Annotated in this window: 25 protein-coding genes; 7 read left to right on the forward strand and 18 right to left on the reverse strand. The window is 67.7% G+C overall.

The genetic code is table 11. The annotated features are described in order from the left end of the window. Positions 1–110: 110 nt before the first annotated feature. A complete protein-coding gene (gene eccB / locus AWC18_RS08025) occupies positions 111–1,190 on the reverse strand; it encodes a type VII secretion protein EccB (RefSeq protein ID WP_085138345.1) in 1,080 nt (359 codons plus the stop codon). A 94-nt stretch (positions 1,191–1,284) separates the two neighbouring features. On the opposite strand from eccB, the gene AWC18_RS08030 reads away from it, so the two are divergent. Then, positions 1,285–1,980: a cutinase family protein gene (locus AWC18_RS08030; RefSeq protein ID WP_085138346.1), complete on the forward strand. Its 696-nt coding sequence runs from the start codon at positions 1,285–1,287 to the stop codon at positions 1,978–1,980. A gap of 43 nt (positions 1,981–2,023) precedes the next feature. Beyond that, positions 2,024–2,653, forward strand: coding sequence for a cutinase family protein (locus AWC18_RS08035; RefSeq protein WP_064997049.1), 630 nt, complete (start codon positions 2,024–2,026; stop codon positions 2,651–2,653). Positions 2,654–2,732: 79 nt separating this feature from the next. Here AWC18_RS08035 and truA read toward each other — a convergent pair whose 3' ends face one another. The 8 genes from truA to infA form a co-directional block, all read right to left on the reverse strand. Then, complete coding sequence (gene truA / locus AWC18_RS08040; RefSeq protein ID WP_085138347.1) at positions 2,733–3,611, reverse strand: tRNA pseudouridine(38-40) synthase TruA; 879 nt, start codon at positions 3,609–3,611, stop codon at positions 2,733–2,735. Further along, positions 3,583–4,134: a 50S ribosomal protein L17 gene (gene rplQ, locus AWC18_RS08045; protein WP_085138348.1), complete on the reverse strand. Its 552-nt coding sequence runs from the start codon at positions 4,132–4,134 to the stop codon at positions 3,583–3,585. The genes truA and rplQ overlap by 29 nt, the downstream gene beginning before the upstream one ends. Positions 4,135–4,193: 59 nt before the next feature. After that, positions 4,194–5,237 (reverse strand): DNA-directed RNA polymerase subunit alpha, encoded by a 1,044-nt coding sequence (locus AWC18_RS08050; protein ID WP_064997052.1) that lies wholly within the window; start codon positions 5,235–5,237, stop codon positions 4,194–4,196. Positions 5,238–5,309: 72 nt separating this feature from the next. Further along, positions 5,310–5,915 carry a 30S ribosomal protein S4 gene (gene rpsD / locus AWC18_RS08055; RefSeq protein ID WP_064997053.1) on the reverse strand — a complete coding sequence of 202 codons (606 nt, stop codon included), beginning with the start codon at positions 5,913–5,915 and terminating at the stop codon, positions 5,310–5,312. Positions 5,916–5,930: 15 nt separating this feature from the next. After that, the gene (rpsK, locus tag AWC18_RS08060) at positions 5,931–6,341 is read right to left on the reverse strand and encodes a 30S ribosomal protein S11 (RefSeq protein ID WP_046189661.1); all 411 of its coding nucleotides are present in this window, start codon (positions 6,339–6,341) and stop codon (positions 5,931–5,933) included. A gap of 5 nt (positions 6,342–6,346) precedes the next feature. Then, positions 6,347–6,721, reverse strand: a complete 375-nt coding sequence (rpsM, locus tag AWC18_RS08065; protein ID WP_024443769.1) for a 30S ribosomal protein S13 — start codon at positions 6,719–6,721, stop codon at positions 6,347–6,349. Between the two features lie 177 nt (positions 6,722–6,898). Next, positions 6,899–7,012, reverse strand: a complete 114-nt coding sequence (rpmJ, locus tag AWC18_RS08070) for a 50S ribosomal protein L36 (protein WP_003879483.1) — start codon at positions 7,010–7,012, stop codon at positions 6,899–6,901. A 54-nt stretch (positions 7,013–7,066) separates the two neighbouring features. Further along, a complete protein-coding gene (infA, locus tag AWC18_RS08075; protein ID WP_003418601.1) occupies positions 7,067–7,288 on the reverse strand; it encodes a translation initiation factor IF-1 in 222 nt (73 codons plus the stop codon). A 242-nt stretch (positions 7,289–7,530) separates the two neighbouring features. Here infA and AWC18_RS08080 point away from each other — a divergent pair, with 242 nt between their 5' ends. Genes AWC18_RS08080 through AWC18_RS08090 form a run of 3 tightly spaced genes read left to right on the forward strand, consistent with a single transcriptional unit; the run spans position 7,531 to position 10,465 of the window. Next, positions 7,531–8,073 (forward strand): hypothetical protein, encoded by a 543-nt coding sequence (locus tag AWC18_RS08080; RefSeq protein WP_208858339.1) that lies wholly within the window; start codon positions 7,531–7,533, stop codon positions 8,071–8,073. Between the two features lie 22 nt (positions 8,074–8,095). Beyond that, positions 8,096–9,586, forward strand: a complete 1,491-nt coding sequence (locus tag AWC18_RS08085; RefSeq protein ID WP_064997054.1) for a flotillin family protein — start codon at positions 8,096–8,098, stop codon at positions 9,584–9,586. Positions 9,587–9,610: 24 nt separating this feature from the next. After that, positions 9,611–10,465, forward strand: coding sequence for an LLM class F420-dependent oxidoreductase (locus AWC18_RS08090; protein WP_085138349.1), 855 nt, complete (start codon positions 9,611–9,613; stop codon positions 10,463–10,465). Positions 10,466–10,507: 42 nt separating this feature from the next. On the opposite strand, the gene AWC18_RS08095 is transcribed toward AWC18_RS08090, so the two are convergent. Continuing rightward, positions 10,508–12,226, reverse strand: a complete 1,719-nt coding sequence (locus AWC18_RS08095) for a tetratricopeptide repeat-containing glycosyltransferase (RefSeq protein ID WP_234806461.1) — start codon at positions 12,224–12,226, stop codon at positions 10,508–10,510. A gap of 155 nt (positions 12,227–12,381) precedes the next feature. Between AWC18_RS08095 and rfbB the strand changes: the two genes are divergently transcribed. Further along, positions 12,382–13,398 (forward strand): dTDP-glucose 4,6-dehydratase, encoded by a 1,017-nt coding sequence (rfbB, locus tag AWC18_RS08100; RefSeq protein ID WP_085138350.1) that lies wholly within the window; start codon positions 12,382–12,384, stop codon positions 13,396–13,398. Position 13,399: 1 nt separating this feature from the next. After that, the gene (gene rfbC, locus AWC18_RS08105) at positions 13,400–13,972 is read left to right on the forward strand and encodes a dTDP-4-dehydrorhamnose 3,5-epimerase (protein WP_085138351.1); all 573 of its coding nucleotides are present in this window, start codon (positions 13,400–13,402) and stop codon (positions 13,970–13,972) included. 28 nt (positions 13,973–14,000) lie between these two features. On the opposite strand, the gene AWC18_RS08110 is transcribed toward rfbC, so the two are convergent. The 8 genes from AWC18_RS08110 to AWC18_RS08145 are packed head-to-tail and all read right to left on the reverse strand — an operon-like array spanning position 14,001 to position 20,783. After that, positions 14,001–15,446 carry an NAD-dependent succinate-semialdehyde dehydrogenase gene (locus AWC18_RS08110; protein WP_085138352.1) on the reverse strand — a complete coding sequence of 482 codons (1,446 nt, stop codon included), beginning with the start codon at positions 15,444–15,446 and terminating at the stop codon, positions 14,001–14,003. Continuing rightward, the gene (locus tag AWC18_RS08115) at positions 15,446–16,960 is read right to left on the reverse strand and encodes an aldehyde dehydrogenase family protein (RefSeq protein WP_085138353.1); all 1,515 of its coding nucleotides are present in this window, start codon (positions 16,958–16,960) and stop codon (positions 15,446–15,448) included. Before AWC18_RS08115 ends, AWC18_RS08110 begins: the two co-directional genes overlap by 1 nt. Before the next feature lie 5 nt (positions 16,961–16,965). Continuing rightward, entirely contained in the window at positions 16,966–18,414 is a 1,449-nt protein-coding gene (locus tag AWC18_RS08120) for a carotenoid oxygenase family protein (RefSeq protein WP_085138354.1), read from the reverse strand. Positions 18,415–18,426: 12 nt separating this feature from the next. Beyond that, positions 18,427–18,654, reverse strand: coding sequence for a lipoyl domain-containing protein (locus tag AWC18_RS08125; protein ID WP_064997061.1), 228 nt, complete (start codon positions 18,652–18,654; stop codon positions 18,427–18,429). Positions 18,655–18,664: 10 nt separating this feature from the next. After that, a complete protein-coding gene (locus AWC18_RS08130; RefSeq protein ID WP_234784384.1) occupies positions 18,665–18,871 on the reverse strand; it encodes a ferredoxin in 207 nt (68 codons plus the stop codon). Beyond that, complete coding sequence (locus AWC18_RS08135; RefSeq protein WP_085138355.1) at positions 18,868–20,016, reverse strand: thiolase family protein; 1,149 nt, start codon at positions 20,014–20,016, stop codon at positions 18,868–18,870. Before AWC18_RS08135 ends, AWC18_RS08130 begins: the two co-directional genes overlap by 4 nt. Further along, positions 20,009–20,443, reverse strand: a complete 435-nt coding sequence (locus AWC18_RS08140; RefSeq protein WP_085138356.1) for a Zn-ribbon domain-containing OB-fold protein — start codon at positions 20,441–20,443, stop codon at positions 20,009–20,011. The genes AWC18_RS08135 and AWC18_RS08140 overlap by 8 nt, the downstream gene beginning before the upstream one ends. Beyond that, entirely contained in the window at positions 20,433–20,783 is a 351-nt protein-coding gene (locus tag AWC18_RS08145) for a 2Fe-2S iron-sulfur cluster-binding protein (protein ID WP_234806462.1), read from the reverse strand. The genes AWC18_RS08140 and AWC18_RS08145 overlap by 11 nt, the downstream gene beginning before the upstream one ends.

Below are 20,783 nucleotides of genomic sequence, written 5' to 3' on the forward strand. Positions count from 1 at the left end.
GTACAACCTCGCCTCGGCGCGGCTGATCGCCGGCGCGGTAGACCCCCGACCGGTGGAGCGCACCGCGATCGGCGGCACCGCTGCCCTACTGGCCCTGCTCCTGGCAGCCGTCACCGGCCGGGCGCGGTGGCGGCGCCACCCGACAGCGCCTGGTCGCGACTGAGCCGGGGCCCGGCCGGCAGCCCGGCCAGCAGCGGCCACGGCACCCCGGCGGCCACCGCAGGCAGCCCGAGCCTGCGCGCGGCATCGTCATCGTCGACGGTGAACCGCGCCCCACTGTCGGCGATGAGATAGCCGACCCCGCCGCGACGACCCGAGGTGTCGGCCGCGCGTACGTAGGCACTGTGTCCGGCTGGCAGATAGACCGCGTCCAGCGCGGGGCCCGGCCCGTCGGCCCCGGCCAGCGCCGTCGGCGCCTCCCCCGCCGGCAGTGCCACCCCGTTCGACAGGGTGATCCCGGCTGGATGGTCGGCGCGCCAGTGCACGCACAGCGTCGCCGGAACCATGCCCGCCGGACCAGGGGCCTCCGGTGCGTCCGGCGAGGCCTCGGGGATCGCGTTGATCAGCAACGCCGAGAGCCGTCTCGGCACGGCGGAGTCCAGCCGCGGATCGGCGGGGCCGACCGGATGACGGCGCCCGTCGCGGAGCAGAAAGATGGCCCCGGAGTCCGAACCGGCCAGCATCGGCTGGTCGAGGGTGCCGGTCGGTGGCGGGTCGGGGCCGACGATCAGGGTGGTGCCGGCGGGGTCCTCGCACAGGGACCACGTCGCGGGCTCCGGCAGCGGCGCCCCGAGTACCCCCGGCGCGCCGGGGATACCCAGCGGTGGCCCGCGCCGTGCCCGGCCGATCGCGGTGCCGTCCACCGGTCGGGGGTCTACCGCGCCGGCGATCAGCCGCGCCGAGGCGAGGTTGTACACCGGATGCATCGTGTCGGCGATCCGGACGTAGAGCGCACCCGTCGCGCGGTCCAGCACGATGGGCGCTTCGCCCAAGGCGGGCTGCGGCCGCAGGACGGCCAGCAGAACCGCGCCGGCGGCCACCACCATGCTCACCAGCCACCCCAGGGCCAGGGCGCGTCGGCCGAGGACGGGGGTGGCCGTCACCTGCCCGCACCGCAACGCCCGCTCCATTCGCCGGCCCAGGAAGCGCTGTGCACTGAGCTGAAGCTGCGTGGTGGGTCGCCCGGCCATATCGGCCACACGCTAATCGTGAGACCGCCGCGACCGTAGACGCCCATCCACAGGCCCGTCGGTATCGAATCCGGCCTTGGGTACCATCTCGGGTATGCGTTTGGTTCAGCTGAGCAGCATTTTTTCCGCGACATTGATGGCAGGCGCACTGTTGACGCTGCCGGCCGTCGCGCCGGGGGTCGCCCCGGAGGCGTCCGCCTACGACTGCCCGGATGTCGAGGTCATCTTCGCCCGCGGCACCAGCGAGCCCCCGGGCGTGGGCCGCGTCGGGCGGGCCCTCATCGACTCGCTGCGCCAGCAGACCTCCAAGAAGGTCGACGAGTACGCCGTGAACTACCCCGCCGGCCGGCTGCAGTTGGGTGGCGGCGACGGAGCCAATGACGTGATCCGGCGGGTCAAGGCGGCGGCCGAAGTCTGCCCGGACACCCAGCTGGTGCTGGGCGGCTACTCGCAGGGCGCCTCGGTCATCGACATCGTCACCGGTACCCAGGTCGGCGGCATCACCTGGGGCAACCAGCTGCCGGCCCAGTACGCCGACCAGGTGGTGGCGGTGACGACGTTCGGCAACCCCGCCGACCGCGCCGGCGGACCGATCAGCGTGCAGAGCGCCCTGTTCGGCTCCAAGGCTCTTGACCTGTGCAACCCCGGCGACCCGATCTGCCACGAAGGCCCGGGCAACGAGTGGGTCGACCACACCGACGGCTACATCCCGGCGCTGACCAGCCAGGCGGCGAACTTCATCGCGAGCCGGCTGCGGTCCGCGGGCCCGGCGCCGGTGTTGGTGCCGTAGTTAGTTAGCTCGTCAAGGCTTATTTTCGCTACTATCGTTCACTATGAAGGCACTCCGCGTCCTGGCAGCAGGGGTCGCTGCTGCCGCACTGTTGGTGGACCCGTCATCGATGCCGGCAGCCTCAGCCGACGGTTGCCCAGACGTCGAGGTGGTGTTCGCCCGCGGGACCCACGAGCCGCCGGGCCTGGGCCGGGTCGGCGACGGCCTGGTCAGTGCCCTGCGGGGGCGAACATCCAAATCGGTGGGCGCCTACGCGGTCAACTACCCGGCCAGCTACGACTTCGGCCGGGCGGCCGACGGCGCCAACGACGCCAGCGGTCACATCATGTGGATGGTGGAGAACTGCCCGGCCACCCGCCTGGTCCTGGGCGGGTATTCCCAGGGCGCGGCGATCATCGACATCGTGGCGGCCGCACCGGTGCCCGGCTTCGGTTTCACCGCGCCGCTGCCGCCTGAAGCCGCCGACCACGTCGCGGCGATCGCGGTGTTCGGCAACCCGTCGAACAAGATCGGGCAGCCGCTGACCAACAGTCCGGTCTACGGGTTCAAGACCATCGACCTGTGTACCGACGGCGACCCGGTGTGTTCGCCCGGGCGCATGTTCTCCGCGCACTCCGGCTACACACCCGGCATGACCAATCAGGCCGCCGCGTTCGTCGCCGGGCTGCTGTAAGCGCGAACCCAACCGCGAGATCGGTTTCCCGCAGGGAAAGTGCGAGTAGAGACCTGCGTCAGCCCGATCTCGCGAGCGATCACTGGCGCGTGCGCAAGTCCCGGGTGATCAGCGTGCGCGCCCCCAGCTGGTCATCCGGCGGGTAGTCGACGCCCACCAGCGTGAGCCCGCGCGCCGGGGCGGCGGTGAAATCACTGGATCGGCGTTCGGCGTTCAGCAGGTCGGCACACCACGCGACGTCACGGCGGTGCTCACCGACCGCCAGGATCGCCCCCACCAGGGAGCGCACCATAGACCAGCAGAACGCGTCGGCGCTGACATGCGCGGTGACCAGATCGCCGTCGCGGACCCAGTCCAGGCGTTGCAGGTCGCGAATAGTGGTCGCCCCCTCGCGGTGTCGGCAGAAGGCCGCGAAGTCATGCAGCCCCACCAGTTTTCCGGAGGCTTCGTTCATTGCGTCGACGTCCAGCGGACGCGACCACGCGGTGATGTAGCGGGCGTCCGCAGGCAGCACCCCATAGGGCGCCGTCGACAGCCGGTAGGCATAGTGACGCCGCAGCGCCGAGAACCGGGCGTCGAAGTCGGCGACGGTGCGCCGCACCCGCAACACTCGCACGTCGCTGGGCAGGAAACGCGCCAACCGCCGGGTCAGCGCCAGGAATTCCGGCTCGCCGTCACGCCGGGTCCGCGAATAGGCATGTCGTAGTGCCGAATCCGGAACATCGACGTGGGCGACCTGTCCGGTGGCATGCACGCCGGTATCGGTGCGCCCCGCTGCGAACAACCGCACCGGAGTGCGGAACACGGTCGTCAGAGCCTCATCGAGAACTCCGGCGACCGTGCGCTGTCCCGCCTGAACCGCCCAGCCGGCGAACTCCGTGCCCTCGTAGGCGATGTCGAGCCGAAGTCGGACGACTTCGGCCGTGCCGTCAGGACTCGTCGGTACCCTCGGCCGCATCGGTGGCCTCTGCCTCGGTGGCCTCAGCCGCCTCGGTCGCCTCGGCGGTCGGCTCTTCGGACTTGTCCTCGGCCTCGACCTTGTCCTCGGCGGGCTCCTCGGCCTTGGCCGCCTTCGCCGCCTTGGCCGCGGCGCGACGAGCGCGGTCCGCCTCCGAGGTCACGGTCCGCTCGCGGACCAGCTCGATCACGGCCATCGGGGCGTTGTCGCCCTGGCGCGGCTCGACCTTGATGATGCGGGTGTAGCCGCCCTCGCGGTCCGCGAAGTGCGGGGCGATCTCGGCGAACAGCGAGTGCACCACGTCCTTGTCGCGGATCTTCTTGAGCACCTCACGCCGGTTGTGCAGGGTGCCCTTCTTGGCGTGCGTGATCAGCTTCTCGGCGTACGGCCGCAATGCCCGCGCCTTCGGCTCGGTCGTCTTGATCCGGCCGTGAGTGAACAGCGACGTGGCCAGGTTGGCCAAGAGCGCCTTCTGGTGCGAGGACTTTCCGCCGAGGCGGGGGCCCTTGGTGGGCTTGGGCATTGCGACTTCTCCTAAATGGGGCCGGCCCCCGTATCAGGTAGGGCCGGGACGGAAATCTGTTAGAGCTGCTCGGTTTCGGCGTAGTCCTGCTCGTCGTAACCGGCCTCGGCCGACCAGGTGCCGGTGGCAACGTCGTAGCCCGCCACCTGCGACGGGTCGAAGCTGGCCGGGCTGTCCTTGAGCGACAGGCCGAGCTGGTGCAGCTTGACCTTGACCTCGTCGATGGACTTCTGACCGAAGTTGCGGATGTCGAGCAGATCGGACTCGGTGCGAGCGACCAGCTCCCCGACCGTGTGCACACCCTCGCGCTTGAGGCAGTTGTAAGACCGCACGGTCAGGTCCAGGTCGTCGATCGGCAGCGCGAACGACGCGATGTGGTCCGCTTCGGCCGGCGACGGCCCGATCTCGATGCCTTCGGCCTCCACGTTGAGCTCACGCGCCAGACCGAACAGCTCCACCAGGGTCTTACCGGCCGAGGCCAGCGCGTCCCGCGGGCTGATGGAGTTCTTGGTCTCCACGTCCAGCACCAGCTTGTCGAAGTCGGTGCGCTGCTCGACACGGGTGGCCTCGACCTTGTAGGTCACCTTGAGCACCGGCGAGTAGATCGAGTCGACCGGGATGCGGCCGATCTCGGCGCCCGACACCTTGTTCTGCACGGCCGGAACGTAACCGCGGCCGCGCTCGACGATCAGCTCGACCTCGAGCTTGCCCTTGTCGTTCAACGTGGCGATGTGCATGTCGGGGTTGTGCACCGTCACGCCCGCCGGCGGAACGATGTCACCGGCGGTGACCACACCCGGACCCTGCTTGCGCAGGTACATGGTGACCGGCTCGTCCTCCTCGGAGGAGACCACCAGGCCCTTGAGGTTCAAGATGATGTCGGTGACATCCTCCTTGACGCCGGGGACCGTGGTGAACTCGTGCAGCACACCGTCGATGCGGATGCTGGTGACCGCCGCGCCGGGGATCGACGACAGCAGGGTGCGACGAAGCGAGTTGCCCAGGGTGTAACCGAATCCCGGCTCCAGCGGTTCGATGACGAACTGCGACCGGTTCTCGGCCACGACCTCTTCGGACAGAGTCGGACGCTGCGAGATCAGCATGGTTTCTTTTCTCCTTCTGGCACCCGCTATTTGATGCCGTTTGGGGGACTCGGGGTCGGACCCCGAGTTGTCTTACTTCGAGTAGTACTCGACGATCAGCTGCTCGGTGAGCGGGACGACGATCTGCGAACGCTCGGGCAGCTGGTGAACCAGGATGCGCTGGCGGTCTCCGACCACCTGCAGCCAACCCGGGACGGGACGGTCACCGGCGACCTCACGGGCGATCTGGAACGGCACCGTGTTGAGCGACTTGTCCTTGACGTCGATGATGTCGTACTGCGACACCTGGTAGCTGGGGACATCGACCTTCACGCCGTTGACGGTGAAGTGGCCGTGGCTGACCAGCTGGCGGGCCATCCGACGGGTGCGGGCCAGGCCGGCGCGGTAAACCACGTTGTCCAGCCGGCTCTCCAGGATGCGCAGCAGTTCCTCGCCGGTCTTGCCGCCACGACGGACGGCTTCCTCGTAGTAGCGACGGAACTGCTTCTCCATGACGCCGTAGGTGAAGCGAGCCTTCTGCTTCTCCTGCAGCTGCAGTCGGTATTCGCTTTCCTTGACCCGGGCGCGGCCGTGCTGGCCGGGCGGGTAAGGCCGCTTCTCGAATGCCTGGTCGCCGCCGATGAGGTCGACGCCCAGACGACGGGACTTGCGGGTGGCGGGTCCGGTGTAACGAGCCATGTTGTTTCAGTCCTCCTAGACCCGACGCCGCTTGGGCGGACGGCAGCCGTTGTGCGGCTGCGGGGTGACATCGGAAATCGCGCCGACCTCGAGGCCGGCGGCCTGCAGCGAGCGGATCGCGGTCTCACGACCCGAACCCGGGCCCTTGACGAACACGTCGACCTTCTTCACGCCGTGCTCCTGCGCCTTGCGGGCAGCGTTCTCAGCGGCCAGCTGCGCGGCGAACGGGGTGGACTTACGCGAGCCCTTGAAGCCCACGTGGCCCGACGACGCCCATGCGATCACGTTGCCCTGCGGGTCGGTGATCGTCACGATCGTGTTGTTGAAGGTGCTCTTGATGTGAGCGGCACCGTGCGGGATGTTCTTCTTTTCCCGCCGGCGGGTCTTCTGACCCTTCTTGGGGCCGGTCGCTTTCTTCGGTGGCATGACGATTACCTGGCCTTCTTCTTACCGGCGATGGTGCGCTTCGGACCCTTACGGGTGCGCGCGTTGGTCTTGGTCCGCTGGCCGCGCACCGGCAGACCGCGACGGTGCCGCAGACCCTGGTAGCAGCCGATTTCAATCTTGCGACGGATGTCGGCCTGCACCTCGCGGCGCAGGTCACCCTCAACCTTCAGGTTGCGCTCGATGTAGTCACGCAACTGGGTGAGCTGGTCGTCGGTCAGATCCTTGCTGCGCTGGTCCTTGTCGATACCGGTCGCGGCCAGGATTTCGTTGGAGCGGGTACGGCCGATGCCGTAGATATAGGTCAGCGCGATCTCCATGCGCTTATCGCGCGGCAGGTCGACGCCCACAAGTCGAGCCATGGGGGCAGGCCCCTTTCATCTTTCGTTGCGGAGGTTGTGATCCCAGTCCGTTCCCGGCTGACTGCTCCGGGGCCCGGCCTCCGATCCGGGCGTGTGTGGGCGGCCTATCCGCTCACTGGTACTGGGAGGTCTGCATTCAGTTGTGGCTGGTGCCCGGCTACGCCGGGCCGGCGACTGCTAGCCCTGGCGCTGCTTGTGGCGCGGGTCCGAGCAGATCACCATGACCCGGCCGTGCCGACGGATCACCCTGCACTTGTCGCAGATCGGCTTGACGCTGGGGTTCACCTTCACGGCTGCTGTGGTCCTGTTCTAATCGCTGGTTGACGTATTTCGGGCGGTCGGGAGCTACTTGTACCGGTAGACGATGCGTCCCCGGGACAGGTCATAGGGAGACAACTCCACGACCACCCGGTCTTCCGGCAGGATGCGGATGTAGTGCTGGCGCATCTTGCCGCTGATGTGGGCGAGCACCTTGTGACCGTTCTCCAGCTCAATGCGAAACATCGCATTGGGCAGAGGTTCGACCACTCGACCCTCGACCTCGATTGCACCGTCTTTTTTGGCCATTACGCTCCGGCGATCCTCCGTTGTCTGACTTACTTGTCGCGTGTGCATGCGCCCGTCACGGCGCAGCATCGACTACGACTGCAAAACGTGGGCCGGTGACAGGAAATTCCAGGTGGAAACCCCGAGAATCTCAGACTGGACACGCAAGAGTCGACGCGGACGCCGCACCGCCGACCTACGATACCCGCATCTGCCTCTCACGCCAAAAAAGCGGCCTTCGCTGGTGACAGCGGCATGCGAGGATGACCTCGACGATCGGTGAAGAGGCGGCGTTCCAGGCGGGAGGCGTTGTGACGATTGTGTACCTGGCGGCCTTCGCCGTCGGTGCGATCGCCCTGCTCACCGCCCTGCTGTTGACCGATTTCGGCCATGACGGGCTGCCGTTTCTGAGCCTGACCGGAATGTCGGCCGCCCTGGTCGGAACGGGTGCCGGCGGACTGGTGGGCACCTGGGCGGGGTTCGGCGCGGTGCCCGCGGCTGCGCTGGGTCTCGGCACCGGACTGACGCTGACCCTCCTGCTGCAGGGCTTTGCCCTGCCTTACCTGCGCCGACAGGAAGCCAATTCCCAGCACGGGCGGTCGGCTTACATCGGCCTGCTGGGCACGGTGACCATCGACGTGCCGCCCGGCGGCTGGGGTGAGATCGCCTTCGTCGACCCCGACGGCAACCGGGTCCGGTCCCGGGCGATCAGCCCGGAGCCGCAGACCCTGGCCAAAGCCACCCGCGTCTACATCGCCGATGTCGACGCCGAATACCTGCACGTCGTCGCAGTACCCGCTCAGTAACCCGCTGGAGAGGCAGTCAACCGTGTCGCTTGTCCTGATCGTGATCGTCGCCACCGTCGCAGCACTGCTGCTGCTGGTCGCGTTGCCGATGATCTACGTCCACAACTACATCAAGGTTCCGCCGAACGAGGTCGCGGTGTTCACCGGGCGCGGCCAGCCCAAGGTGGTGCGCGGCGGGGCCAGGTTCAGGATGCCGGGAATCGAACGGGTCGACATCATGAGCCTGGAGCCGTTCAACGTCAGCATCAATCTGCAGAACGCGCTGTCCAACAACGGTGTGCCGGTCAATGTGGAGGCCGTCGGCCTGGTCCGGATCGGTTCGGCCGACGAAGCCGTGCAGACCGCGGTGCAGCGCTTCCTGACGTCGAATCTCGACGAGCTGCAGCGCCAGATCAACGACATCCTCGCCGGCAGCCTGCGCGGCATCACCGCGACGATGACCGTCGAGGATCTCAACTCCAACCGCGACACGCTGGCCCGCAGCGTGGTCGAGGAGGCCGGTGCCGACCTGGCCCGCATCGGCATGGAGGTCGACGTCCTCAAGATCGCCGGCATCTCCGACCGCAACGGCTATCTCGAATCGCTGGGTCAGCGCCGCATCGCCGAGGTGAAACGGGACGCCACCGTCGGCACCGCCGAAGCCGAGCGGGATGCCCAGATCCAGTCGGCCAAGGCCCGTCAGGCCGGGGCGGTCGCCCAGGCCGAAGCCGATACGGCGATCGCGACCGCCAATCAGAAGCGCGACGTCGAGCTGGCCCGGCTACGGGCCCAGACCGAGGCCGAGAACGCCCAGGCCGACCAGGCCGGTCCGCTGGCGCACGCCCGCGCCGAGAAGGACGTCGGCATCGCCGTGGAGCAGGCCGAGGCCGCCCGGGTGCAGGCCCGCATCGAGGTGGAGCAGCGGCGCGCCGAGCAGGCCCAAGCCGCTCTGCAGGCCGATGTGATCGCCCCCGCCGAGGCGCAGCGCCAAGCCGACGTGGCCCGCGCCGAGGGTCAGCGCCAGGCCGCCATCCTGGCGGCTCAGGCCCAGGCCGAGGCCGCCCGCCAAGCCGGTGAAGCCCAAGCCGATGCGCGCAAGGCCGCCGCCGACGCGCTGCGGGTGGAACGCCAGGCCGAAGCCGACGGCGCCCGGGCGCGCCTGGTCGCCGAGGCCGAGGGCACCAAGGCCAAGTTGCTCGCCGAAGCGGAGGGCAAGAAGGAGATCGCCAATGCCCTCAACAGCTACAGCGCCGAGGCGGCCCGAATGTTGATGCTGCCGGATGTGCTGGCCTCGGTGGTCTCGGCCACCCAGGCCGCAGCCGCACCGCTGTCGGACATCGAGCGACTCTCGATCATCGGCGGCGCCGGCGACGCGCAGGATGCGATCGGCGGTCTGTTGGGTATCAGTCCCCTGGGAATTGCCAAGGTGCTGGAGACGCTGAAGGCATCGGGCGTGGATGTGGCGGCCATGCTGCGTCCGGGGGCCACCGAAACCGAACCGGCCCCCAACTCGCATCCCCTGCCCACCGAGTAACTGCGACGAACACAGGAGTCAGGCATGGCGGACACGTTGGCACTCAAACCCGACCTGGGCCGCTACGCGGTGTGGACCTTCGGATCCCCCACTCCGGAGCAGGCCGCGGAGATCGAACGGCTGGGCTACGGCGCGATATGGGTTGGCGGCTCACCGGCCGCCGACCTGGCGTTTGTCGAGCCGCTGCTGGCGGCGACGTCATCGCTGCAGGTGGCCACCGGGATCGTCAACATCTGGTCGGCGCCGGCCGCGCAGGTCGCCGAGTCCTATCACCGCATCGAAGCCGCCTACCCGGGCCGGTTCCTGCTCGGTATCGGCGTCGGTCACCCCGAGGCCACCGCCGAATACCGCAGCCCCTACCGTGCCCTCATCGACTACCTGGACGTCCTCGATGAGGCCGCGGTGCCCACCAGTCGCCGGGTGCTGGCAGCGCTGGGCCCGAAGGTGTTGGAGTTGGCGGCGCAACGCAGCGCCGGCGCACACCCCTACCTGACCACACCCGAGCACACCGCGAGCGCGCGCGATCTGGTCGGCCCGTCGGTGTTCCTGGCGCCCGAGCACAAGGTGGTGCTGTCCACCGATGCCGCCGCGGCCCGCGAGGCCGGTCGCGAGGCGGTCGGCTTCTACCTGCGGCTGTCCAACTACGTCAACAACTGGCGCCGGCTGGGCTTCAGCGACCGCGACGTGAGCGCGCCGGGCAGTGACCGGTTGATCGATGCGGTGGTGGCGCACGGCACCGCCGAGCAGATCGCCGCCCGCCTGGGCGAGCACCTGGAGGCCGGCGCGGATCAGGTGACCATCCAAGTGCTGGGCGGCCAGGAGAACCTGCTGCCGACGCTGACGGAGTTGGCGGGGCCGCTCGGGCTGAGCGCCGCTTAGCCGCGCTGCTGATCGATCGGTGACGACGGCCAGCACTTCGGGCTACGGCGCTCCGCCGAGCAGGCAGAGCACTTCGTCGAGGGTGGCGGTGCCCAAACCCTCACGATTATCGAACCGTTCGGTGTCATACATCGCGGGCCCCAACGTGACTGTGCCCGCCAGCACGTAGCGTCCAGCATCAGCTGTCCGGCGCACCACCTCCTCGGACGCACAAGCCCCGTTCGGTTTCACCGCGTCCGTGAAGTTGACTCCCACCTGATACACATCCTGCTCGGCCGCCAACACCGCAGTCAGCCGAGTGATATATGCCTCGGGGGCGAAAAACCGCCAACCAGAACCCAGATACAGCAAATACCGGCCACCGGCCTCAGCGCACAACCGCGCCAGCTGATCATCGCCTTCGCCACCTGCATCAGCGTCGATGAAATCCACGAACCCATACCGCTGCGCCAGCACCGCCCGATCCACAGCCGACAAGCCAGCATCGACCACCACAAACCGACCCACCCGCGACACATCGGCACAACAGTTCACAAACGAATTCAACGTCAGCTCAACAACATCACGGTCCGAGCCGGCCACCATGGCGACGGTCACCTCGGCCTCGCGCAACCCGGCGACCAGACCACCTACCAACTCACCGGGATACACCGACGCCACATCCAGCATCGAAGGCACCGAATAGTCGCGATTCCCCGCAACCCGCTGCCGCTCATCATCCGGCACATCAGGCCAGGCCACCACGTAACGGCACAACGCAAACGCCTCGGCATGCCGCCCCAACTGCGACGCGCAAACCGCCTGCTCATCAACCGCCCGCCACGCATAGACATCCGACCAGACAAAGACGTCGTCCCCCTCGGGGAGCGGGATCTGCGCGGCACGCTTGGCGAACAGATAGCCCAACTGGAAACGCCCCGCGATGCGGTAAGACTCGGCGATGGAATAGAGCGGCTCGGCTCGACTCGGCTGGAATTCCCACGCCCTGAGATAGGCGTCTTGAACATCTGGCCAAGGTTCCCCGACGTGCTGCATCGACATCGCGATCTGTTGCAGAACAAGATAAGACTTGTCACCCAATTCGATCCGCCGCTCATTCCACTTGCGCGCGTTGGAATGATCGCCTGCATTGAAGTAGCACTGGGCTAGGAAGGCCATCGATCGAAGGTCGTTGGGATTGCGCTCGAGTTCAGCCAGCAACACCTCGGCATCACGCGCATATTTCTCACCAGCGAGGCTGCGGTAGCCCACCTGCCGGTAGTCGATGTAATAGTCACCCTCCAGACGTGCGTCGGTAAAGGACGCATCGCACGCGGGGGTCTCGTGAACAACGCCCTCATAACGCCAAGGCAACCCGTCGCGGAATAACTGCCGACGCCACCACGTGACATCGCCCCCCATCTGGTAGCGCACGGAATAACAACCCGCTTCAAGGTTGCCGAGTTCTGGTGTGCCGACGAGAATGTCGTCTGCGTCCATGACCCAGATGTAGTCGCCGTGGCCTTGGGCGAGATTCAGCGCTTCGGTACGGTTGCTGCCGAAATCGCGCCACGGACGTTCATGAAGCTCACCAGGAATGCCGAGGCTCGCCATGTGATCACGGATCACATCCTGTGTTCCGTCGTCCGAACCGGTATCGACAATCACCCACGAAGTGATGTAGGACGCCAGCGAATCGAGTGCCTCGCAGACCACGTGCGCCTCGTTGCGGACGATCATGTTCAAACAGATCGCCGCATGCTTCTCCGTGAGATCAGGCACCTGGCCATCCTAAAATCGGCTGCGCCGACATTGATGACTACACCGGACACAACACGCATTCTCGGCTGCTCCCTGCACCGGGGCACCGGTCGCCCCGGTGCCACCCATAGCACCCGTAGCGACCCACGAAACGTCGGAGCATAACCTGTAGTGCTATGCACCTGCTGGTAACCGGTGGCGCCGGGTTCATCGGCACCAACTTCGTGCACAGCACGCTCGCGCAGCGCCCCGACACCACGATCACCGTGCTGGACGCGCTGACCTACGCCGGCACCCGCGAATCGCTGGCTGACCTGGATTCCCAGGCCGGCCGGTTCCGTCTGGTGCAGGGCGACGTCACCGATGCCGCACTGGTCGCCGCCCTGGTCGCCGACCTGGATCCCGAGACCGATGCGGTGGTGCACTTCGCCGCCGAAACCCATGTGGACAACGCGCTGGCCGACCCGGAGCCGTTCCTGCGATCCAACGTGATCGGCACCTTCACCGTGCTGGAGGCGGTGCGCGCCCGCGGGGTCCGGCTGCACCACATCTCCACTGATGAGGTCTACGGCGATCTGGCGCTCGATGACCCGCGCCGGTTCACCGAGACGACGCCGTATCACCCGTCCAGCCCGTACTCCTCGACCAAGGCCGCCGCCGATCTGCTGGTGCATTCCTGGGTGCGCTCCTATGGGGTTCGCGCGACGATCTCGAACTGCTCCAACAACTACGGCCCCTATCAGCACGTGGAGAAGTTCATCCCGCGCCAGATCACCAACCTGCTCACCGGGCGCCGGGCCAAGCTGTACGGCAGCGGCGCCAACGTCCGCGACTGGATTCACGTCGACGACCACAACAGTGCGGTCTGGCAGATCATGACCGGCGGCCATATCGGGCGCACCTACCTGATCGGCGCCGACGGCGAGCGCGACAATCGCAGTGTGCTGCAGACCATCCTGCGACTGATGGACCACGACCCCGACGACTTCGATCACGTCACCGACCGACCCGGTCACGATCTGCGCTACGCGATCGACCCGTCGGCCCTGCGCGACGAGTTGGGCTGGAAGCCCGAACACACCGACTTCGAGGCCGGCCTGCGCGAGACCATCGACTGGTACCGCGCCAACGAATCCTGGTGGGCCCCGTTGAAAGAGGCCGCCGAGGCCCGCTACGCGCAGTTGGGGCGCTGAGGTGAACGCGCGCGAGTTGGCCATCCCGGGGGCATGGGAGCTCACCCCGACCCAGCATGCCGATTCCCGCGGCGTGTTCTTCGAGTGGTTCACCGACCGCGAGTTCACCGCGTTCGCCGGCCACCGTTTCGACCTGCGCCAGGCCAACTGTTCGGTGTCGAGCGCCGGGGTTTTGCGTGGCCTGCACTTCGCTCAGGTGCCGCCCGGACAGGCCAAGTACGTCACCTGCGTGTCGGGGTCGATCTTCGACGTCGTGGTCGACATCCGGATCGGCTCCCCCACCTATGGCCGCTGGGATGCCGTACTACTGGATGCCCAGAATCGTCGCTCGGTCTATCTTGCCGCCGGGCTGGCGCATGGTTTCCTTGCACTGCAAGACAATTCGACGGTGATGTATCTGTGTTCAGCTGAATACGATCCCCAGCGCGAGCACACCATCTGTGCCACCGACCCGGCGATCGGGATCGACTGGCCGACCGATCACCCGGTGCTGCTCTCCGACCGGGATGCGGGCGCGCCGACGCTGGCGCAGGTCCGCGCCGCCGGGCTGCTGCCGACCTGGCAAGAGTCCTGAGTTCCGGCGATCCGTGCGGGCGCGCCGCTCAGGTCAGCGCGATGTACTTGGTTTCGAGGTACTCCTCGATTCCCTCCCCGCCGCCCTCGCGGCCCAGACCGGACTCCTTGATCCCGCCGAACGGCGCCGCGGCATCGGAGATGATGCCGCGGTTGACCCCGACCATCCCCGATTCGATCTGCCCGGACACCCGCAGGGCCCGATCCAGGTCCCGCGTGTAGATGTAGGCGGCCAGACCGAATTCGGTGGCGTTGGCCGCGGCAACCCCGGCGGCTTCCCCGTCGAATCCGACGATCGCCGCGACCGGCCCGAACACCTCCTCGGCGAGCAGCCGGGCATCGGAGGGAATCTCGGTCAGCACGGTCGGCGGGTAGAAATGGCCGCGGCCGGGCGCAGGTTGCCCGCCCAACAGCAGGGCCGCACCCTTTCCGACCGCGTCGTCGACCAGTTCCGCGACTTTGGCCCGCTGGCGCTCGTTGATCAGCGGCCCGACATCGACGCCGGGGTGTGTCCCGTCGCCCAGGGTCAACTTCGCCATGCGGGCGGTGAACTTCTCGGTGAACTCCTCGCGCACCGCATTGTCCACGTGTATGCGGTTGGCGGCGGTGCACGCTTCCCCACCGTTGCGCATCTTCGCGGCCAGTGCGCCTTCGACGGCCGCGTCGACGTCGGCGTCGGCGAACACCACGAACGGGGCGTTGCCCCCGAGTTCCATCGAGGTCCGCAGCACCCGGCCGGCAGCTTGGGCCAGCAGGCTCTTGCCGACCGCCGTAGACCCGGTGAACGTCAGCTTGCGCAGTCTGCGGTCGGCGAACAGGGGCGCGACCAGGGCCGCCGCGTCGGTGGTCGGCAACACCGACAGCACCCCGTCGGGCAGACCGGCTTCGGCCAGCACCGAACCCAGCAGCAGCGTGGTCAGCGGGGTGTCGGGCGCCGGTTTGATGATCGTGGTGCAACCGGCGGCCACGGCGGCGGCAATCTTTCGGGTGCCCATCGCCAGGGGAAAGTTCCACGGCGTGATGGCCAGAACCGGCCCGACCGCCTGTTTGGTCACCAGGATGCGGCCGTTGCCCGCCGGTGCGGCGGTGTAACGGCCGTTGATCCGCACCGCCTCCTCGCTGAACCAGCGCAGGAACTCGGCGCCGTAGGTGACCTCGGCGTGGCTCTCCGCCAGCGGCTTGCCCATCTCCAGCGTGATGAGCCGCGCGAAGTCGTCCCGGCTGCGTTCGACCAGTTCGTATGCGCGTCGCAGGATCTCAGCTCGCTGCCGCGGTGGCGTGGCAGCCCAGTGCGGCTGCGCCTGCGCAGCGATGTCGAGAGCTCGCGCCGCATCGTCGGGTCCGGCGTCGGCGACCTCGAGCAGGATCTCCTCGGTGGCCGGGTTGGCCACCGCGAAACGGCGGGCGCCCGCCGCCGCGCTGTCGTGTCCGCCGAGCAACAGTCCGGTGGGGACCCGTGACAATGTGGACTCCATCAAGATCCTCTCTTGGCGAAGAATCGCCGCCTGCCCCGTCCGTCGAAGATACGCATCAGTGTGGTCACCAGCCGCGCCCGGTGCTTGGAGGCGGGGTACCACAGCGGCTCACGTTTCAGCGCCGGACCGCGGGGCACCAGAATGGCTTGTTGGCGACAGTATTTGCGTATGCCCGCCGCACCGCCGAAGCGGGCGCCCAGCCCGGATGTCTTCCAGCCGCCCATCGGCACGGCGAAGTTCATCAGGTTCGCGAACGCATCGTTGATGTTGACCGCCCCGACCTCGAGTCGCCGTGCCACCTGCTCACCGACTTGCCGGTCGCCGCACCACACGGTGGCGGAGAGTCCGTAGTCCGAATCGTTGGCCAACCGGACCGCCTCGTCGGCGTCGGCGACCTTGATCACCGGCAGCAGCGGACCGAAGGTCTCTTCGGTCATGCAGGTCATCGAATGATCGACATCGACCAGGACGGTGGGTTCGAAGAATGCGCCTGTGTCGGATGCCTTGCCGCCGCACAGAACCCGCGCCCCTCGCGAGACCGCATCCGCGACATGCCGCGCCACGATGTCGCGCTGGGCCGGCGTGGCCATGGCGCCGATGTCGAAGCGGTATCCGCGGTCGTCGTGACCCTGACGCAGCGCGCGGACCTGCTCCACCAGCAGTGCCACGAACCGGTCGTAGACGGGAGCCTCGACGTAGACCCGTTCCACCGAGATGCAGACCTGCCCGGAGTTGAACAGACCCCCGTAGACGATCCCGGCAACGGTCCGGTCGAGGTCTGCGTCGGCCAGCACGATCGCCGGGTCCTTGCCGCCCAGTTCCAGGCTGCAGGGTTTCAGGGCGTCGCCACAGGCGGCGGCGATCGCGCGACCGGTTGCCGTCGATCCGGTGAACTGCACCAAGTCCACCGCATCGACCACCGCGCGCCCGGTCTCCGCGGCTCCGGTCAGCACCCGCAGCACCGGAGGGGCGCCGATCTCCGCCCATCCGCGGGCCAGTTCGCATGCACTCAGCGGTGTCACCTCCGACGGTTTCACCAGCACCGTGGAGCCGGCCATCAGCGCTGAGAAGGCGTCGAAGCAGGGGTTGAGCAACGGCAGATTCCACGGCGTGATGATGCCGACCACCGGATACGGCCGGTATCGGGTGATCAGTCGCTTCGTCATCCCGATCGGACTGTGCGGTGCCGGTCGCTCGTCGGCGAGGAACCCGCCTGCGTTGCGCGCCCAGTACTTGGCCAGGTCGATCGCCGCGGGGACTTCGATGTCGGCGTCGAACCGGGTCTTGCCGGTCTCGGCCTGCACCAAATCAGTCAGGCGGGAGGCATTGTCGATCAGCCAATCCTGCAGCCGCAACAGCCATTCGGCGCGTCCGTCTACCCCGAGGCCCTCCCACTCCGGTTGCAGTTCGCGCAGCGCGGCGACGGTTTCGGCGACCACGGTCGACGGCTCGTCGCGGACGCTGCCGACCACCAGACCGTCGGCCGGGTTGCGGATTTCGAGCATGGCGGCCATCGCGGCTACCCCAGTGCCTGCCGGTACAGCGGGCTGTCGGCACTGTAGTAGTTGCAGTGGAATCCGCTCGGGACGCGGAAGGGGATGCGCACCCGGGCCAGTGGTCCACTCGACAGGCTCTGCGCGTCGAAGACCACCAGCTCGGTCTCGGCGGCGCCCGCTTGGTGAACCAAAGTCACCGCGTACCCGTCTGATTCGTCACGAGCACCGACGCGCGGGGCGAAGATGAGCTCGCCGGCGGCGGCACCCTCTCCGAAGTGGTACACGTCCTCCGCACCGGTCGCGGTGTCGACCCGAAGCACCGCGTCCATGCCGTCGGCGCGGCCGTCCACCGAGTACAGGTTGCTGTTGGCGTAGACGTTGCGGCTCGGCCGGGTCATCAGTCGATCGTCTGGCCGCGGGAACTGAATGTCGTGCTCGCTGAGTATCTCTTCGACCACCACATCGGTGCCGGCCGCCGGGTCGATGGTCCACCGGCGCAGGCTCTGCTGGGTTTCGCGGTGGGAGCGGCGGTTGCCGTGAATGTCGGGGAACAGCGCGGTCCCCTCGGCGGCCGCCACATCGGCGATGATGCGGCCGTCCTGTTCCCACACGTTGGCCTGATGCATCATGTGCCGGGGAGCGGCTTCGAACCAGCGGACGTCGGCGGCCGTCCCCGAGCGCGGCATGACGCCGAGTTTGGTGGGGCGGTCGGGATCCCACGCCACCATCGGGCCGCCCGACATCGCCCGTTGCACACTGATGTCCAGTGGCGTCACCGGGAAGACGACGTGGTTCTCGGTGACGAAGAAGGTGTGCATCAACGTCTGGTGCGGGATCGGGATCACTTCGTAGCGCAGCAGGTTCCCGTCGGAGTCCACCACCTCGTAGTGGATCTCGGGCTCAGCGCCCGGGCGGTGGGGAACCGAACCGATGTTGATCAGTTCGCCGGTGGCGTAGTCGACGGTCGGATGCGCGGAGAACGTGGTGGTGATGACCCCGCCGTAGTGCTCCTCGCCGATGGTGTCCAGCGTCCGGGGCTCCAACCGGACCGGAGGCGCGCCTTCCATCAGGGCCAGCAGGCGTCCGCCGTGCAGGATGATGTTGGTGTTGGCGGTGTTGTAGCGGGTGCCCCGCGCAATCGGGTCGGTGGTCGCGGGGTTTTCCAGCACTCCGAACAGTCGCCGTCCGTGCTTGAGTTCGAGCTCCAGCTTCTCGGTACGCACCCAGCGGCTGCGCATCGATACCCGGCCATCTTCGATGAAGAAGGCGTAGACCATGCCGTCGCCGTCGAACCAGTGGTAGTCCTCGTCGGTGGGCGGGTACAGCGGTTCGGCGCCGTTGCGGTAGAACACCCCGGCCAGATCGTCGGGCAGCTCGCCCTCGATGAACAGGTCCGGCGCGCTGACTTCCATCCGGTTGGGCTGGTGATGCCCGGTGAGGAAGGGACTTTCGCGGAACCGCGGACTAGCCATGGCTGTCTCCGTTCATTCGATGACACCCAGTTGAGTGCCTACCGGGTATTTTTCGTCGGCTTCGACGGCGCCGTGGCGCAGCACGCCGGCACAGGGCGCCGGGATGTCGGTCTCCACTTTGTCGGTGCCCACGGTGTAGAGGTCTTCGCCTTCGGCCACGGGGTGTCCGTCGGGAACCAGCCATCCCATGAAGATGCCTTCGGTCATCGTGACGTCGAGTTTGGGCATTCGGATGTCCATCGTGGCCTTCCTATTCGGTGCTGTTCAGCGCTTGGCTCGGGCAGGCCGCGATCGCCTTGGCGGCAGCCTCTCGCCGGTCTTCGCCAATGTCGTCGACCAGCACATGGGAGAGTCCGTCGTCGCCGACGGCGAAGAGGTCGGGTGCGATGGATTCGCATATCCCGTGTCCGACGCAGCGGTCCTCGTTGACGGTGACTTTCACGGTTCCTCCGATCACCGGGTCAGCACGGTGCACGCGCTGAGCCCCGGCGCGCCGTAGACGTGGGAGAAGGCGACCCGGGGTGTGCCGCCGATCTGGCGGGGGCCCGCCTGGCCGCGCAGTTGCAGGACGTTTTCGTGGAGTTGCCGCAGCCCCGAGGCACCGATCGGCTCGCCGTTGGCCAGGCAGCCGCCGTCGGTGTTGACCGGCAGTCGCCCGGTCAACTCGGTGGCCCCGGTGTCATACAGGTCGAGTTGCGCACCGTGTTCGCAGAGGCCGGTCTCGACCAGATGAATGATCTCCGCGCCGGCGTCGGTGTCCTGCAGTTGGGCCACGTCGACGTCAGCGGGACCGATGCCGGCCGCTTCGAATGCGGCCGCTGCGGCGTCCACGCTGGGACTCACCCCGCGCCGCACCGACAGCGACGGGCTGAGCACCTCGAACGAACCGGGGCGCCGCGTCCGCACGGCGGTGCCGGCGATGTACACCGGGTCGGCGCGGTGGCGTTTGGCGCGCTCGGCACTGCACAGCACCAGCGCGGTGGCGCCATCTCCGGGCGAGCACAGCATGTACTGGCGCAGCGGGTCGGACAGCATCATCGAATTGCGCACGTCGGCCTCCGACAATGGCTTGCGCCGCCAGGCGTTGGGATTGAGCGCACCGTTGCGAAAAGCCTTGCTGGCAACCGCTTCCAGCAGTCGTTCGGGAAGCGCGTGCTCGTGCAGATAGCGCTGGATCTTCAAAGCGAAGAACTGGGAGGTCATGGCCAGACCGGTGGTGCCGTACCACTGCCCCAGGCCGAGGGCCTCGGGCCGGATGGCGAACGCGCCGCGCGGATGGGAGTCGAATCCCACCACCAGAGCGGTCTCGGCGGCCCCCGCCGCGATCGCCTGCACCGCACAGACCAGAGAGCTGGTGCCCGTCGCGCAGCCGTTCAACACATTGACGAACGGGACGCCGGTGAGGCCGAGGTCGGCGACCAGGGTGTCGGCCGAGCCAGCGTCCATGCTGCCACCCACCGCGTAGTCGATGTCCGACCAGCTCAGGTCGGCGTCGGCGAGGGCCATCCGAACGGCTCGCACCGCCTCCTTGCGTGCGGTGGTGTCCAGGTAACGGCCGAACGGTCGACAACCGATCCCGACTATCGCGACCTCATTACTCATCGGTGTCTCCCTCGTCGGCCGGAGCGAAGGCGAAAGTCGTCGCGACCCCGCCTGTTTCGGTCGGCACCTCGATGCCGGTCAACCGCATCGGCATTCCGATGCGCAGCTGGTCGGGATCAGAGCAGGTCAGTCGTGTCTCCACGATCACCTCGCCGGGCAGTTCGACATAACCCAGCCCGAATGGAGTGAAGTCGTCCTCGGTGGGCACATAGGGCGGGCTCGGTGGCGGGAAGCGCTGGATGGTCCAACTCCACAGCACACCGCGGTCGGCCAGCCGGATCCCCGAGACACCGTCGGCTCCGCAACTGCCGCAGCTGTCCTGGCGCGGGAACGCGATCTCACCGCAGCTCCCGCACCGGCCGCCCAGCAGCCGCAGCCGGCCGTCGCTGAACTCGATGATGTCGGTGTCGATGACCTCAGCGCTCATCCGGCTCGTCTCCTGTCTCGGGTTGCGTCTTGCGGGGGCGCACCCCGCGTTTGAGCACCACCACGTCGCCATGCACCGCGGCCTGGCAGGCCAGTCGGACGTGCTGGCCACGACCACCGCGATCCCCCAAGAGGCCTTGTACCGCTGTGGTTTCGGTGTCGCTGGGCGGCGCCAGCCGCTCCGGGCGTTCCAGCACCTCCACATGGCAGACCAGGCATTCTCCGTTGCCGCCGCACAGGGTGGGCCAGCGATAGCCCGCGGCCTCACCCGCGGCCATGATGGTCTGTCCCTCCGCCGCGGGGAACTGCGCGCCAGACGGTTTGACGGTGATCGTCGGCAC

Origin of the sequence: Mycolicibacter nonchromogenicus, from assembly GCF_002101775.1 — a bacterium.
Taxonomy (GTDB): domain Bacteria; phylum Actinomycetota; class Actinomycetes; order Mycobacteriales; family Mycobacteriaceae; genus Mycobacterium; species Mycobacterium nonchromogenicum.

What these genes read in the sequence shown, in the direction of transcription:
- AWC18_RS08135 (WP_085138355.1), bottom strand. Translation starts at nt 20,016, where the DNA reads ATGAGTAATGAGGTCGCGATAGTCGGGATCGGTTGTCGACCGTTCGGC.
- AWC18_RS08030 (WP_085138346.1), top strand. Translation starts at nt 1,285, where the DNA reads ATGCGTTTGGTTCAGCTGAGCAGCATTTTTTCCGCGACATTGATGGCA.
- rplQ (WP_085138348.1), bottom strand. Translation starts at nt 4,134, where the DNA reads ATGCCCAAGCCCACCAAGGGCCCCCGCCTCGGCGGAAAGTCCTCGCAC.
- truA (WP_085138347.1), bottom strand. Translation starts at nt 3,611, where the DNA reads ATGCGGCCGAGGGTACCGACGAGTCCTGACGGCACGGCCGAAGTCGTC.
- AWC18_RS08090 (WP_085138349.1), top strand. Translation starts at nt 9,611, where the DNA reads ATGGCGGACACGTTGGCACTCAAACCCGACCTGGGCCGCTACGCGGTG.
- AWC18_RS08050 (WP_064997052.1), bottom strand. Translation starts at nt 5,237, where the DNA reads ATGCTGATCTCGCAGCGTCCGACTCTGTCCGAAGAGGTCGTGGCCGAG.
- AWC18_RS08140 (WP_085138356.1), bottom strand. Translation starts at nt 20,443, where the DNA reads ATGAGCGCTGAGGTCATCGACACCGACATCATCGAGTTCAGCGACGGC.
- AWC18_RS08120 (WP_085138354.1), bottom strand. Translation starts at nt 18,414, where the DNA reads ATGGCTAGTCCGCGGTTCCGCGAAAGTCCCTTCCTCACCGGGCATCAC.
- AWC18_RS08110 (WP_085138352.1), bottom strand. Translation starts at nt 15,446, where the DNA reads ATGGAGTCCACATTGTCACGGGTCCCCACCGGACTGTTGCTCGGCGGA.
- rfbB (WP_085138350.1), top strand. Translation starts at nt 12,382, where the DNA reads ATGCACCTGCTGGTAACCGGTGGCGCCGGGTTCATCGGCACCAACTTC.
- AWC18_RS08080 (WP_208858339.1), top strand. Translation starts at nt 7,531, where the DNA reads ATGACCTCGACGATCGGTGAAGAGGCGGCGTTCCAGGCGGGAGGCGTT.
- AWC18_RS08115 (WP_085138353.1), bottom strand. Translation starts at nt 16,960, where the DNA reads ATGGCCGCCATGCTCGAAATCCGCAACCCGGCCGACGGTCTGGTGGTC.
- rpsK (WP_046189661.1), bottom strand. Translation starts at nt 6,341, where the DNA reads ATGCCACCGAAGAAAGCGACCGGCCCCAAGAAGGGTCAGAAGACCCGC.
- rpsM (WP_024443769.1), bottom strand. Translation starts at nt 6,721, where the DNA reads ATGGCTCGACTTGTGGGCGTCGACCTGCCGCGCGATAAGCGCATGGAG.
- AWC18_RS08125 (WP_064997061.1), bottom strand. Translation starts at nt 18,654, where the DNA reads ATGGACATCCGAATGCCCAAACTCGACGTCACGATGACCGAAGGCATC.
- infA (WP_003418601.1), bottom strand. Translation starts at nt 7,288, where the DNA reads ATGGCCAAAAAAGACGGTGCAATCGAGGTCGAGGGTCGAGTGGTCGAA.
- AWC18_RS08035 (WP_064997049.1), top strand. Translation starts at nt 2,024, where the DNA reads ATGAAGGCACTCCGCGTCCTGGCAGCAGGGGTCGCTGCTGCCGCACTG.
- eccB (WP_085138345.1), bottom strand. Translation starts at nt 1,190, where the DNA reads ATGGCCGGGCGACCCACCACGCAGCTTCAGCTCAGTGCACAGCGCTTC.
- rpsD (WP_064997053.1), bottom strand. Translation starts at nt 5,915, where the DNA reads ATGGCTCGTTACACCGGACCCGCCACCCGCAAGTCCCGTCGTCTGGGC.